Raw genomic sequence first — 13,673 nt, forward strand, 5'->3', positions numbered from 1 at the left:
CACTTTGATAATGCCTTTAAGAGTTCAGTTTTGGACTGCTTAAGAATCCCCGCGTCTTCAGCGCGGGGAGTATCAAGCTCTAGAATAAATAGGGCTTACGCAATCCGCCGCGAATGCCTCTAACAATTAGGAGTGGTGGGCAATGCCTACAAATCGGGCGGCGTAAGTCGTGAATAAAAACAACAAAACAGCTTGGCTAGTGGTGGTGCGTGAGGAGTTAACGTGACAAACTTTATTTCCAAAATGAAGGAGATCTCCAGAAAGTTTCGGGGGGATAATCTCCCCAACCCGGGAGAGGCTCGAGAACCAGAGGATCGGCAAGGGTCACAAGCCGCACCGATGCTGGCACAGAGTCAGCAATCCACCGAGAGCGAAGCTGCCCCCTCGGAACCTAGAGAAGCGCTTTCGGAACTCAAGGCACCGAATTCGAGCAAGATGGCGCGCGCGGGAAAAGCACTGGAGGGCGAAGCTACCCCCTCGGAACCAGGAGAAGCGCTTGCGGAGGTTAAGGAACCGAATGCGAGCAAGATGGCGCGCGCGGGAAAAGCAGTGGCAAAAATCCGCGTGGCGCTCGAGCACCTTTGGAAAAGCCCGGAGGGTAAACTCCTGTATCGCCGTCGAGGGTTTTGGGTGGGTGTGGGAGTGCTGACCCTGAGTTCGGGGGTGGGTGCGGTAAGCTGGGGCTGGTGGTATTTAGACCGCAGCTTGCCCAATGTGTCGGAAGTGTTTACGTTTGTGCGCGATGGCACCTTGACGATTAAAGCGGCGGATGGTCGGATCCTACAGCAAATAGGACCCGCGACGCGAGATAAACTGAATATCGAGCAGATTCCCGTGCCCTTGATTCATGCCTTTATCGCCTCGGAAGACAGTCGATTTTATCAACATCATGGCATCGACTATCAAGGGATTTTGCGGGCAACGGTGTCTAACGTGCTGGCGCGAGATGTGGTGCAAGGCGGAAGTACGATTACGCAACAACTGGCGCGGATGGTGTTTCTGACGCAGGAACAAACCCTGGGGCGCAAACTCCGGGAAGCCCTGCTGGCGATGAAGATTGAAGAGGAGATGTACAAAAAGCAAATCCTCGATCGCTATCTCAATTACGTTTATCTCGGGTCCGGTGCCTATGGGGTGGCGGATGCTGCATGGGTGTATTTCAGCAAGTCGGTGCCAGAGTTGACTTTGGCGGAAATGGCAACGATCGCCGGTTTGCCTCCGGCACCTTCGGTGTATTCGCCTTTGGTGAATCGGGAAAATGCCCGCAAGCGTCGCAATATTGTGTTGCAACGGATGGCTGAATTGGAATACATTACCCCAGAGGAAGCGGCGGCGGCGCGGGCAGAACCCCTGCGGGTGAAGGCGAGTGCCCCGAAACGCCTACAGGTGGAGGCTCCTTATTTTACGTCTTACATTCAAAAAGAGTTGCCGAAGTATGTGTCGAAAGAAGCCCTGGAAATGGGGGGCTTGACGGTGGAAACGACGCTCAATCGAGAATGGCAGAAGATTGCGGAAGAGGTGGTGAAAGAGGCGGTGGAACTCGATGGGGCCTCTCAGGGGTTCGAACAGGCGGCGTTGGTGGCGATCGCGCCGAAAACTGGTGCGGTTAAAGCAATGGTGGGGGGTCGCTCTTTTGAGGAAAGCGAGTTTAATCGGGTGACTCAGGCCCAACGTCAACCGGGTTCGACGTTTAAAGGGTTTGTCTATACGGCGGCGATCGCGGCGGGTTGGTCTCCTTATGATGGTTACGAAGATGCGAATTTTAAGGTAGATGGCTACAAACCGCGCAACTTCGGGGGCAAATATCGCGGCTGGGTCTCGATGCGCGATGCCCTCAGTAGCTCGATTAATGTGGTGGCGGTTAAGGTGTTGATGGATATCGGCTTTGAACCGACGATTAAACTGGCGCAAGATATGGGGATAAAATCGAAACTGGAGCCGATTTATTCTCTGGCGTTGGGGGGATCGGAAGTGAATTTACTGGAACTGACGAGCGCTTATGGGACGATCGCGGCGGAAGGGAGGCATTATGAGCCGCATGGGATCGTTCGGGTTGTCGATCGCCGAGGGAAGACGATTTACGCTGCTGATTTTAAACCGCAACGCGCTCTGGATGACGAAACGGCTTCGATTATGACTTGGATGCTCGAACCGGTGGTGCAGTACGGTACGGGGGCGGCGGCGCAATTGCGCGATCGCCCGGTGGCTGGGAAAACGGGGACCTCGGACGAAGCCCGCGATTTATGGTTCATCGGCTTTATCCCCCAACTGGTGACTGGGGTATGGTTGGGCAACGATGACAGCTACCCCACTTGGGGCAGCAGCAGCACCGCCGCCTTTACCTGGCGTCAGTTTATGGACAAAGTGACGGAGGAACTCCCAGTGCAGGAGTTTCCCGAACTGCCGGAGTTAGAGGATCGCAACGGATTTCTGAAAGCGCAACCGGTGCAACCTCACAGTGTTTACTACGGCGACACCACGCCGGATAACGCGCAATCTGGCTCGGCAAATGCCCATGATTATTATGAGGGCTATTATTACTAAATGTGAGGTCGCCAGGTTCGATGCATGTCGGGGCGATCGCAATCCGCCCCGACATTAGGAATGATTTACACGCTTGTGGCTTCATCGGAGAAGTCACTTAGAACCAACCCTGATAAAACCCCTGGAAAATATTTCTATCCAAGCCAATCTGGTGGATAGTTTAATTCGGGGGGATTTAAAATACTGAGCGTCAATAGGTATCCACCGCATGTTTTGGTATTGCCGGAAGATGATGCGAATCGCCAGATTGCGATCGGTTTTATTCTGCATCCAAACCTGAACGAGCGTGCTATTCAAGTGCTGCCCAATTCTGGGGGGTGGACAAGTGTTCTGGAGGAGTTCGCGAAAGTTCATGTTCCAGAAAAGAGTAGTGAGATGAGTGGCAAAAGTGGCAATTATTTTGCATCTGTGCTGTTTAAAGGCGGAGAATTGCCGGCACTGCGATCGCAACCCCGTATCCCCCAGACCGGGATAGGGGGTGAATCAAGGGCGATCGCAAGCTGCTGTAGGAACATCCCGCGCATCCCATTGCCGCATTACCCCATCCCCTTGGCTTTCTCTGCAAGCAGGGGGTGGGGCGTGCCTACAAGCGCGATCGCAGTTCAACTCTGCTACGCATAACTTTTTCTAATCAATCACCCGGGTCAATATTCCTCTTTAGAGAGAGACGCGGGTTTCCCTCATATCGTAAAATAATATTGTAGTTCGATAAGAGTGCTTATGAATCTATTAATGGATGTCTCTGCTGCAGCCAGCAATACCGATTTTGCCGTAACGGGTGTGGTATTTGCCGTCGGCTTTATTGCTGCAGCGACCATTGGCTCGATCGCCTGGTACAACTCTAAGCGTCCCCCGGGTTGGGAAGACAAAGAACGTCCCGACGTGGTGCCAAAAGTCGATAAGAAAAACTTAAGCGAATAAACCCCATAATAAAACCTGACTGGGGCGATCCATCGGCGATCGCCCCGCCATTATCCACTCCCAACTTTGCGCAAGCGCACCATAAAAAACCCATCCATGTTATGCTGGTGCGGCCACACTTTAATCCACCCCTCTGAGGTGGCAAAAGCCGCTGGGGGCGTGCCCGATTCCGGGGGTTCAATTCGCCAGTGGGGGCGATCGCGCAAAAATTCGCGAATTACCGCTTCATTTTCCAACGGATGCAAGGTGCAAGTGGCATACACTAACACCCCACCGGGTTTCACCCATCGAGCCACTCCCGCCAGCAATTCGCCTTGCAGTTGCGACAGTTGCTCGATGTTTTCGGGAGTTTGACGCCACCGGGCATCGGCGCGACGATGCAGGGTGCCGAGTCCAGAACAAGGGGCATCTAACACCACGCGATCGCCTACGTCCTGGAATTGACTCAACTCCCGACTGTCACCCCTGACGATTTGTACCGACTCGATCTGCAGTCGTTGGGCATTTTCCGGCACTTTTTTCAACCGCGACGCCGTGCGATCGCACGCCCAAATCGTCCCTTCATCTCCCATCAACTCCGCAATGTGAGTTGTCTTTCCCCCAGGTGCCGCACAGGCATCGATCGCCACCTCTCCCGGTTGCGGCGCGAGCAAATACCCCACCAGTTGGGCGCTACTGTCTTGCACGGTCCACCATCCCTCCCCATATCCCGGTAAATTTTGCACCGCACCCGCACCGGCACTTAAGCGCAACGCTTGGGGCAAATGAGGCACCGGCGACACCTGCACTCCCGCCGACTTTAGCGCCGTTTCCACTGCTTCGCGGGAACTTCGCAGGGGATTAACTCGCAAATCTAGGGTGGGCGAGTGATTAAACCACTCGCATAATTGTTGCGTTTCTTCTACCCCTAATTGCTCTACCCAATAGGCGACAATCCAATCGGGAAAGCTATACGATATCCCCAACCGTGATATTTCGTCGGCGGGTAATTTTAGCGGATCGCCATCTTCCGAATTTGCCAAGCGCAGGTATTGACGCAATACCCCATTCACAAACCCGGCGAGTCCTTTAAATTTATTCGCTTTGGCTAACTCAACGGTGGTATCCACTACGGCGGAAGGGGGGATAAAGTCGAGGTAGCGCAACTGATACAATCCCAAGTGCAGAATAATTCGCAAATCCCGGGGTTGCTGGTGGGCTTTCTTTTTCGCCAGTTGGTCGATCGCCGCGTCAAGGGTTCTCCGTCTTCTCACGCACCCATAGACCAATTCCGTTGCCAATCGCCGATCCCTCGGGAGCAGTTGTTCCTCTGCGCCCACAGTGGCTTTGTGCAGCCATTTGTCTAAGGCAACATCGGCAAATGCATCGCGACGATCGATGTCGCGCAGGGCTAAAAATGCGAGTTGACGAGGATTTTGCATAATAGAAATGGGGCTAGCCCTTTTGTGTTATCGGCACAGGAGAAGGTTACATGCGATTCAGTCGCGATCGCAGGTTATCGAGTTGGGCGTCAATTTCTGCAAAATCGATGTCCGGCATTTGCTCTAACTGATTTTCCATCCGCGCAGAGGCGGCGCGTGCCTTCAGAGTTTGAGTGTGAGCTTCCAAATTCGAGAAATGACGTTTGAGCGCATCGACTCGAGGCGTCAATTCCGCAAGCTGGATTTGCAGTTGCTCTGCAATTTTACTTTGGCTGTGTTTTTCTGTCAACCACTCCCGCGCTTTTGCCTCATCTTTTTGCTGCAAGGCGCGTTGCGCTTGTTGTTGCAATCCCTCGATGCGGGTTTGGGTGGCGCGGTACTCTTGGGCGAGGCGTTGTTGACTGGCAACGGCTCGATCTACACTTTGCTTCAGTTCCGCAATGGTTTGTTTCAGCTCTGCCTCGGAGTCGCTGCGTTTTTGCTGCCAATCGGTGATATTCGACCGAATCAACCGACTGATGCGATCGCCTAAATTCATGGTTTTCTCTCCTGTGATAATCGATTCGTCTTTATTTCATTTGCCGTATGGGTGGGGCTGAACCTGTCGCGCGATCGGTTTTCAGACTCCCCTGAAAGCGAAATCAGGCGGCCCTGTCTGCTTGGGGAGGGGGGTTTATCTATTTTATCGCTTTATTGAGTAAACTATTGCGGGCGGAAACCCTGAACGAAATTCATCCAAGGGGAAACTTTATTGCCGGTAATATCGAGAATGGGGATATATTCGGTTCGTTGCGGTTGGCTATAGCGAAAGATTGCGGTTTGTTCTGGGGTTCCGGTTCCATATTCTCTGACTTGTTGCGCCGCGAGACGACAACTAATCTCGAAATTGCCCATATTCACTTCCCCACCCCCGGCAAAATAGTTCCAGGAAATCCCCTGCAATCTTGAATTTTGACATTCATAATCCGTGATTTCAAACATCTTGGCGAGATGAACGTCGTACAAGCGAAGCTGACCCCCATAAGCGGGGTTGGTAGTATTCCAATTGGGAACGATGAATTCCGCACCCATGTAAGCATCTCGGTCGGGGGTAAACGCACCTAAGTGAATGCGATCGATGGGAACTTGAGTGCTGTTTTGGGCGATCGCTGCTTTAGGGGTTGGGTTTATCCCCAGTAACAGAGCGATCGCACAAGCCGTTACCGCTAAACTTTGAGGTAGCATTTTTTGAAGGTTCCTGAAATGTTTTCATTCTATTTTATCTAAAATTACCGATTTTTGCAATTTCGATTAAAGATTTTGACGCCTTGACTCATTCTGCCAATTCAGCCCCGGAACCTTTTCTTTTCCTGGCTGCAAAGCCATCGTAAACTAACCCTATAATTAATAGGCTTTTCCAGGAGCCTTTACCTGTAATTTAGGCATTAAAAGCAGCAATATGGACAGCACTTGATGGAGGGGGAGAAAGAAAAAGGATTGCCGCGCCTTTTCCTGGGATAGAGCTGGAGAGGTTAGGAGGGGGTGCTATCATAGAAAAAATAGGATTATTACAAAAATGGAAAGCCTCCATCACCCAAAAGACATTCTCAAAGACCGTTACCGGATTACCCACACCCTCGGGCGCGGTGGAATTGGCATCACCTACGCCGCCGAAGATTTACAAACGGGCAAGTCGGTGGCGATAAAAACACTCTCCCTGCGCCAGACCCAAGACTGGAAAGTTATCGAGCTGTTTGAACGAGAAGCCAAGGTGCTTTCCCACCTACAACACCCGGCCATTCCGGATTATTTAGATTATTTTAACATCGATACGCCAGACGATCGCCGATTTTATATCGTGCAAGAATTGGCGGAGGGACAATCCTTGGAAGAAGCGATCGCAAGTGGCTGGCATCCCACAGAAATAGAGAGTCGAGACATTGCCAAACAGGTGTTAGCAATTCTCAACTATTTGCATGAATTAAACCCGCCAGTAATTCATCGGGATATCAAACCGCAAAATATTATTTTGCACTCCAACGGTCGGATATTGCTAGTAGATTTTGGGGCAGTACAAGATACCTATCGCCATACTATGACTAGCGGGAGTACCGTGGTAGGAACCTACGGTTATATGGCCCCAGAACAGTTTCGCGGACAAGCACAACCCAGCACCGATTTATATGGGTTGGGTGCCACGTTAATTTATTTGCTGACCCACCAATCCCCAGCAGAATTACCGGAAAAACGACTGAAACTTGATTTTCGTCCCTATGTGAATGTGTCGAATGATTTTGCCGATTGGTTAGAGCAAATGCTAGAACCTGCAGTGGAAGACCGGTTTACATCAGCGGTGGAAGCATTGGGGGTTTTGGATGGAAATCGCGAATCGATTTATCCCCTAAAATCCAGTTCCCGCAAACCCGCCGGCAGTCGCATCAGTTTGAACAAAACCAAACGCAAACTGGTGGTGGATATGCCCCCCACTGGATTTAAACCAGATTCGATTGGGTTGATATTTTTTGCGTTATTTTGGAATGGATTTTTAGTGCTTTGGACGTCAGGTGCCGCAATGGCAAGCATCTTTTTTGCCATGTTCTCGATTCCGTTTTGGGTGGTGGGATTGACCCTGACGGGAACATTATTATTTCAGTTTTTCGGGCGAACTCGCTTGGAAATCGACCGGGAAACCTTCCGTTTGCAGTGGCAGCTTTTCGGTTTTACCCGCAAAATCGAGGGGAATGTGGAGGATATTTATCGCGCAGAAGTCAGCCCGAGCAACGTTAAAATTAACAGCCGACCGGTGGTGAGTTGCGCTCTACAAGTAGGGGTCAAAACCTATCGTTTCGGTTCCAACTTTACGATAGTAGAGCAAGAGTGGTTGGTCTCGGAAGTGGCCTCTTTTATCGGAAAGCCAAGCCTTATGTCACATCGATGATTATCAAGCAGAAAAACCCCAGGCAAAATCAATGAAAACCCTTAATCCAAAAGCAGCCTAAATTCTGGAAGTTTACCGCGATATCGCTCATTGATTTGATAGGGCTTACCTACGGTTCGGAAACCTCCGTAATTCCCTATAATTGAACGGTTGCAACCGCCCAATTTAAAGCGAGGGATTGAGCGGAAAACCGCATCCGATCGCCGCGTATTTTCCCTGGGTGGGGCGAAATGTCGCAGGGCGTTTCGCTATCATAGAAACAATGCGATTATTGCCAACGTTATGGAAACCCTCCATCATCCAGAAGACCGGATTAAAAACCGCTACCGCATTACCCACACCCTCGGGCGCGGCGGAATTTGCATCACCTACGCCGCCGAAGATTTAGAAACGGGCAAGGCGGTGGCGATAAAAACCCTTTCTCTGCGCGCAACCCAAGAGTGGAAAGCGATCGAACTGTTTGAACGAGAAGCCAAAGTGCTTTCTCAACTAGAACACTCGGCGATTCCGGATTATTTAGATTATTTCCAAATCGATACCTCAGACGATCGCCGATTTTATATCGTGCAAGAATTGGCGGAGGGACAATCTTTAGAAGAAGCGATCGGACAAATATGGAAGTTGACAATCAGCCGATAAGAACTTGCAATTTGCAGGTGGGAGGGCAAAATTATCGCTTCGGATCGCAACTGAAAATACCAGAACAAGAGTGGTTCGTGTCGGAAGTGGGGGATTTTGTGGGAAAAGTTCTCTCTATCCCTTCCGGATGAGAATAACCGGAACAACCGCAAGTGGCAAGAAAGGAAATAATTTGATGTCAAGGCACTGTAAAATGGGCGATCGTTCATCTTCAAATATGCGCTATTATCGAGAGTATTTGCTGTTAGCCGGGATTCTGCTGTTGGGGGCGGGACTGCGTTTCGCGCAATTGGAGGCAAAACCGCTGTGGTTGGATGAAATTATGACCGGGTTGTTTAGTGTGGGAGGAAGCTACGATCGCGTGCCTTTGGATGTGCAGTTGAGGGTGGGACAATTGGCGGATATTTTTACCCTAAATTCCCAGACAAGTTGCGGTCAAATTGCCCAAACGGTGGCCACGGAATCGACCCATCCGCCCCTGTTTTTTTGCTTGACTCACCAGTGGTTAAAGCGAGTAGAAGGCTCTTTTGCGTGGCAGGTGCGATCGCTGTCTGCTTGGTTTGGCATTGTCGCGATCGCGGGGATTTATCTTCTCAATCGTCTGGCCTTTTCTGCCCGCGCCGCCAGGGTCGCCGCCGCACTGATGGCGGTGTCTCCCTTCGCCGTTTATCTCTCCCAAGAAGCGCGGCACTATACCTTACCGATGGTCTTAATTATTTTAGCATTAATTGGATTAATTGAAATGACAAAGCGCGTATTTTTAGGTAAAAAAGTACCGATACTTTGGGGGCTGGCTTGGTCTGTAATCAATGCAACGGGTTTATATGTCCACTATTTCTTTATTTTGGCTTTTGTGGCGCAAATTCTAACTTTATTTGCTGTTTTTATCTTTCGATTTAGGCTAAATTGGCGAGTATGTAATAAAATTCACAAAAATCAGCAAACTGCAACAACTACTCTGCTAAAACTAATATGCTTTTGCCTGTTGCCCGGACTATTTTATTGGCCGTGGTTGCCGATTTTGCTACAACATTTCAATCGTCCGGAAACCGATTGGTTTCAACCCTTTAACCCCTCATGGACGGATAGCATTACGCCAATTTTTAATACTCTGGCTGGCTGGTTGGTGATGACTGTGGCGCTGCCGGTGGAAAATCAACCCCTGTGGGTGGCGATTTCTTCCGGGTTGCTGATGCTGATATTTGCTGGCTGGATGGTGGGGCAGATTGCTGGCAATTTTTGCAGATTATTTACCACAAAAACCACACAGTTGTCAAGTATAACCCTGGGATTTTTTACCGGATTCGTGCTGTTGCAATATTTTGCAATTGTTTACTTGCTGGGGAAGGATATTACCTCGGCGGTGCGGTATCATTTTATGTATTATCCGGGAATTTGTGCCTTACTTGCTGCCAGTTTGAGCGGGAAAAAACCGCCAGAAAAAAGGGACACAGACAAGGGAAATGTTTCCCAGGAATTGCCGGGGGAGGGGAAGCGGGTGAAAATGCGAGGATTTCGGTTTTCGGGATGGGTTTTTCCGGTGATATTGGTGGTGTTGTTGGGGGCGATAAGCAGCAGTTTTGTGGTGTCGGGGTTGGTGTTTCAAAAACCCTACGATCCGCAGGGAATGGCGCGGCGGATGAATGTGAATTTTGATGCGCCGGTGATGGTGGTGGTGGGATATGAGAATTATCAAGAAGTGGGGTTAGGATTGGGGTTGGCGCTGGAATTGGAGCGCATTCGCGCGCAGAATCCGGAAGAGACTTGGGTGGCGTTTGTGACGCGATCGCCGAGTTATCAGTCGGTATGGGAATATTTAGCGCAGTTGGGCGAACTTCCCGCTGCGCCGCTGAATTTATGGATCGTCGCCCCCGGGTTGAGACAACGACAATATCCGCCACAATTAGCCCTATCCAAACAAGGGGTTTGTCAGCTTGTCCCGACGGAGTATTATCGGCTGGGGATTCCCTATCAGCTTTATCGCTGTGAGAGGTTGGGGAAAGGAAGTTCGCCAAAGGGGAGGAAAACAGAAAGCGGGATACAGGGGATTCCAGGGGCGAGACGGGGGGATCTTAACGGTTTCCTCGTTCAAGAAAAACGGTATAAGAAAGCCGATTTTTAGTTCCTACTGAACCTACGCCAAAGGGGGCGATCGCCCGCCAACTATTCATCAATCTGCCACACTTCCTTGCCATACTCCTCATCCAGGATTTTTTTAGGACGCAGGACCAACAGGATTTTTCCCAGCAAGCGGGTATCCGGTTGAGACTCAAACCACTGCATATCCAAAGTGCCATTGCGATCGCAAATAAAATAACTATTCTCATCCCAAACGCGCATTGAGCGATCGACCACCAGCAACACCGATTCCGGTTTGCCCGTCAGGGGTTGAGCAAGGCGATCGCTGTGGCACAAAATCGCCACCGGGTCTTCCGCCTGTAACACCACTTGCCAACTCGGAATCGGCACCCACGCCGCATTTCCCGACGCCTTCACCATGCCAAAGGGTTCTTCTTCCTCCACCAAAGGAACCGCCTGTAAATCCGCCGGTGTCAGGGGCATTTCCCCCACCACCGGCAGGATGCGGGGCAATTGTTCCGCCGATTCGATGCGATACACCGGCAATATCGGCGCGGGTTTCGACGGGGTGACGGTAAAATCCGTAAGCAACTGCTCGATTTTTTGACGGGCGCTGGGGGTATGGGCAAAAGACAGGCCCCGGGCAATCAAGCGCGATCGCTCTTGCATATCGGATTTTTGCCGTGCCAATTTCCAGGATTGATAAGCCACGGCATCTCCGGGATGGGAAGAAAATCCCTCCGGTAATTTAGACAAGCGAGAGAAGTCTTTCATCGCTTTTGCCAATTCGTGACTTTCATCAAAATCGAGATTTCTTTGCACGATAAATTCAGCGGCGGCGGCCCGTTCTTCTTGAGTCAAAATCCGCAATTCGTAGAGAATATCGCTGCCTTTGCGGGCAAAATGCGATCGCGTATGGTCCGAGACTCCTACAGTGACAATCGAATCGTAAACCTGAGATCCGACAATCACCTGATTTTGGTGAACTGGCTCAAAGCCAGTTTCTTCAAAAATATTTTGCGAATTATAACCCGATCGCGCCAACTGGTGACAGGCTTTGCCCCAGTCAACCCAAGAGCCTTCCTTGCGACGCAGCGATCGCACCAATTTTTCCGCCTCTTGCTCGGATAAAGCGTTCGGATTGGGATTGGGAGTTCCTTGTGGAGTTTCAGTCATAGCTATCCTTAATTAGACCTCGATGTCTCACTTAACATAAAATCGCCTTCGACATGATATACCCCTTAAGTGCGAGAGTCTCCCTCGCTACGGTGAAGCGCGAGTATCCTCGCACTGCCGCTGAAATCGCGCCGAGGGGGGAGTTTCAGGTAGGGCGATCGCCTCCTAGTGCCCCATCACCCTTTTCCCGGGGCACTTTCCAGAGCAGAGCGCAGGTGTCCGTCATGGGTATCGAGCAACAATTGCGCCTCTCCCTTATCCAAATCGGTCCAATGCATGATCAGCGCCAACTTTACCGACCGACCGCTTTTTTCCAACAAAAAGCCAGCCTCTTGACGATTCAACCCCGTCAGATCGCTGAGAATTCGCAACGCGCGATCGTGCAGCTTGCGGTTCGTCACCGACACATCAACCATGCGGTTGCCATAAACCTTGCCCAGTTTAACCATCACCCCGGTGGAGAGGATATTCAGCGCCAGTTTAGTCGCCGTGCCCGCCTTCAAGCGAGTCGAACCCGCCAGCAGTTCCGGACCGACCAACAGACGGATATCGATATCTGCCGGCATGTCCACCTGTTGCGCCGGCACGCAGGCGATCGAAATCGTGGTTGCGCCGCGACGGCGGGCCGCCTGTAACCCGCCGATGACAAACGGAGTCGTGCCCCCGGCGGTAATTCCGACCACCACATCCCGTTCCACAATATGACGACGGACGATCGCATCTTCCCCATCCTCAGCGCGGTCCTCCAAATCTTCCGAACTGCGGATCAACGCACCGGCTCCCCCCGCAATAATGCCCTGCACCTGTTCCGGAGGCGAGCAGAAAGTGGGGGGACATTCTGCCGCATCCAACACCCCCAGACGCCCGCTGGTGCCCGCACCGATATAAAACAGACGTCCGCCATCGCGCAGGGAATCCGCCGTGCGGTCGATCGCCCGTGCCAGTTCCGCCCGGGCCGCCGCGATCGCGCTCAATACTTTCCCATCCTCGTGATTGAACAGATCCACCAATTCCAGAGAACTGAGGCGATCGAGATTTTCGCTTTTCGGATTCACCTGTTCCGTGAGCAGATGTCCCCGTTCCTCCAAATTACTCATCTAAACCTCCTTGTTGTGCAAACCCCCGCTATACCCAATTGGGTTAGCGGCGGGAGGAAACCAGCCGAACTTCAGGGTTCGATGCCCTGAAGTTCGTGGACTATAAACTGTAAGCATAGCCATCCTTTTTGTGAACAAACTGACAGGATTTGCGATCGATACCTTGCACTAAACCTATCGTAGTTGAGATATTAAAGCGTCCTGCCCTCGCGGGCCTACAGGGGTCGTGACTTACATTCTTACTTGTCAATAGATGATGAGTTGACCTTCCCAGAACTGCAGCGGTTTGTTCCCCCAAGATTCCGAACCCGCGCCATTGGGGTTACAAGAGACCTTCTAGCTGACGGCGGATGCGATCGAGTTCCGATTCCGAGAAGCTGGAGTCCTCGGCGGGGCGCTGTGAACTGCGATCGGGGATATCATCCGGATTCCAGTCCGTTTCCTCCAGATTGGTTTCTGGGGGAACGCTTAATTCCCCTTCCGGGATAACCTTGCAATCATATCCTGCTTCCCGACAAAACTCCTCCACCTCCTCCAAATCGATCGCCTCCGGAGTGGGCGTAGGGAAATCCTGGGCCTCCAACAGTCCCGCATAGCGGGTGGCATCATCTTCCGATTCAAACATCAGAACCGTATTGCGATCGCCAATTCGCAGAGTATGAATTCCTTCATTTTCCGTGCGGGCATTAAACAGTAAAACAAAGACACGCATAAGCTCAGACCCTCTTCCTATTAGGGGTCGATAGGGGCTTCACAACCCCCACCTCCCATTCAGAACCGTACATGAAACTTTCGCTTCATACGGCTCCTAGCCAATTTATCCCTTGTCATGGGAGCTGATTTTCGCTTGATATTCCTCAATTATGATGAGGTCTCTTG

At 51.3% G+C, this 13,673-nt stretch carries 12 protein-coding genes; 6 read left to right on the forward strand and 6 right to left on the reverse strand.

The annotated features are described in order from the left end of the window. Positions 1-243: 243 nt before the first annotated feature. Both AC0QH1_RS03160 and psb35 read left to right on the forward strand, forming a co-directional pair. Positions 244-2,544, forward strand: a complete 2,301-nt coding sequence (locus tag AC0QH1_RS03160) for a transglycosylase domain-containing protein (RefSeq protein WP_324629379.1) — start codon at positions 244-246, stop codon at positions 2,542-2,544. Positions 2,545-3,276: 732 nt separating this feature from the next. Beyond that, positions 3,277-3,465 carry a photosystem II assembly protein Psb35 gene (gene psb35, locus AC0QH1_RS03165; protein ID WP_442957270.1) on the forward strand — a complete coding sequence of 63 codons (189 nt, stop codon included), beginning with the start codon at positions 3,277-3,279 and terminating at the stop codon, positions 3,463-3,465. Positions 3,466-3,515: 50 nt separating this feature from the next. Here psb35 and AC0QH1_RS03170 read toward each other — a convergent pair whose 3' ends face one another. From AC0QH1_RS03170 to AC0QH1_RS03180, 3 genes are all read right to left on the reverse strand, one after another. After that, positions 3,516-4,886 (reverse strand): 16S rRNA (cytosine(967)-C(5))-methyltransferase, encoded by a 1,371-nt coding sequence (locus tag AC0QH1_RS03170; RefSeq protein ID WP_324629381.1) that lies wholly within the window; start codon positions 4,884-4,886, stop codon positions 3,516-3,518. Positions 4,887-4,932: 46 nt separating this feature from the next. Continuing rightward, the gene (locus AC0QH1_RS03175) at positions 4,933-5,424 is read right to left on the reverse strand and encodes a PspA/IM30 family protein (protein ID WP_324629383.1); all 492 of its coding nucleotides are present in this window, start codon (positions 5,422-5,424) and stop codon (positions 4,933-4,935) included. A 164-nt stretch (positions 5,425-5,588) separates the two neighbouring features. After that, positions 5,589-6,110 (reverse strand): hypothetical protein, encoded by a 522-nt coding sequence (locus AC0QH1_RS03180; protein ID WP_324629384.1) that lies wholly within the window; start codon positions 6,108-6,110, stop codon positions 5,589-5,591. Positions 6,111-6,441: 331 nt separating this feature from the next. Between AC0QH1_RS03180 and AC0QH1_RS03185 the strand changes: the two genes are divergently transcribed. From AC0QH1_RS03185 to AC0QH1_RS03200, 4 genes are all read left to right on the forward strand, one after another. Continuing rightward, entirely contained in the window at positions 6,442-7,803 is a 1,362-nt protein-coding gene (locus tag AC0QH1_RS03185) for a serine/threonine protein kinase (protein ID WP_324629385.1), read from the forward strand. A gap of 150 nt (positions 7,804-7,953) precedes the next feature. Further along, the gene (locus AC0QH1_RS03190; RefSeq protein WP_324629386.1) at positions 7,954-8,442 is read left to right on the forward strand and encodes a serine/threonine protein kinase; all 489 of its coding nucleotides are present in this window, start codon (positions 7,954-7,956) and stop codon (positions 8,440-8,442) included. Then, on the forward strand, positions 8,418-8,573 hold the full coding sequence (locus tag AC0QH1_RS03195; RefSeq protein WP_324629388.1) for a hypothetical protein: 156 nt from the start codon (positions 8,418-8,420) through the stop codon (positions 8,571-8,573). Before AC0QH1_RS03190 ends, AC0QH1_RS03195 begins: the two co-directional genes overlap by 25 nt. Before the next feature lie 44 nt (positions 8,574-8,617). Further along, a complete protein-coding gene (locus tag AC0QH1_RS03200; RefSeq protein ID WP_324629389.1) occupies positions 8,618-10,564 on the forward strand; it encodes a glycosyltransferase family 39 protein in 1,947 nt (648 codons plus the stop codon). Between the two features lie 41 nt (positions 10,565-10,605). Here AC0QH1_RS03200 and AC0QH1_RS03205 read toward each other — a convergent pair whose 3' ends face one another. The 3 genes from AC0QH1_RS03205 to AC0QH1_RS03215 form a co-directional block, all read right to left on the reverse strand. Beyond that, a complete protein-coding gene (locus AC0QH1_RS03205) occupies positions 10,606-11,697 on the reverse strand; it encodes a RuBisCO accumulation factor 1 (RefSeq protein ID WP_324629391.1) in 1,092 nt (363 codons plus the stop codon). A 176-nt stretch (positions 11,698-11,873) separates the two neighbouring features. Continuing rightward, the gene (gene murQ / locus AC0QH1_RS03210; RefSeq protein WP_324629393.1) at positions 11,874-12,794 is read right to left on the reverse strand and encodes an N-acetylmuramic acid 6-phosphate etherase; all 921 of its coding nucleotides are present in this window, start codon (positions 12,792-12,794) and stop codon (positions 11,874-11,876) included. Between the two features lie 322 nt (positions 12,795-13,116). Then, entirely contained in the window at positions 13,117-13,506 is a 390-nt protein-coding gene (locus AC0QH1_RS03215) for a DUF3110 domain-containing protein (RefSeq protein WP_324629394.1), read from the reverse strand. Positions 13,507-13,673: the final 167 nt, after the last annotated feature.

The organism is Phormidium sp. CCY1219 (genome assembly GCF_055795085.1).

Coding starts and splice junctions, on each gene's coding strand:
- AC0QH1_RS03160 (WP_324629379.1), top strand. CDS start 244: ATGAAGGAGATCTCCAGAAAGTTTCGGGGGGATAATCTCCCCAACCCG.
- psb35 (WP_442957270.1), top strand. CDS start 3,277: ATGGATGTCTCTGCTGCAGCCAGCAATACCGATTTTGCCGTAACGGGT.
- AC0QH1_RS03170 (WP_324629381.1), bottom strand. CDS start 4,886: ATGCAAAATCCTCGTCAACTCGCATTTTTAGCCCTGCGCGACATCGAT.
- AC0QH1_RS03175 (WP_324629383.1), bottom strand. CDS start 5,424: ATGAATTTAGGCGATCGCATCAGTCGGTTGATTCGGTCGAATATCACC.
- AC0QH1_RS03180 (WP_324629384.1), bottom strand. CDS start 6,110: ATGCTACCTCAAAGTTTAGCGGTAACGGCTTGTGCGATCGCTCTGTTA.
- AC0QH1_RS03185 (WP_324629385.1), top strand. CDS start 6,442: ATGGAAAGCCTCCATCACCCAAAAGACATTCTCAAAGACCGTTACCGG.
- AC0QH1_RS03195 (WP_324629388.1), top strand. CDS start 8,418: ATGGAAGTTGACAATCAGCCGATAAGAACTTGCAATTTGCAGGTGGGA.
- AC0QH1_RS03200 (WP_324629389.1), top strand. CDS start 8,618: ATGTCAAGGCACTGTAAAATGGGCGATCGTTCATCTTCAAATATGCGC.
- AC0QH1_RS03205 (WP_324629391.1), bottom strand. CDS start 11,697: ATGACTGAAACTCCACAAGGAACTCCCAATCCCAATCCGAACGCTTTA.
- murQ (WP_324629393.1), bottom strand. CDS start 12,794: ATGAGTAATTTGGAGGAACGGGGACATCTGCTCACGGAACAGGTGAAT.
- AC0QH1_RS03215 (WP_324629394.1), bottom strand. CDS start 13,506: ATGCGTGTCTTTGTTTTACTGTTTAATGCCCGCACGGAAAATGAAGGA.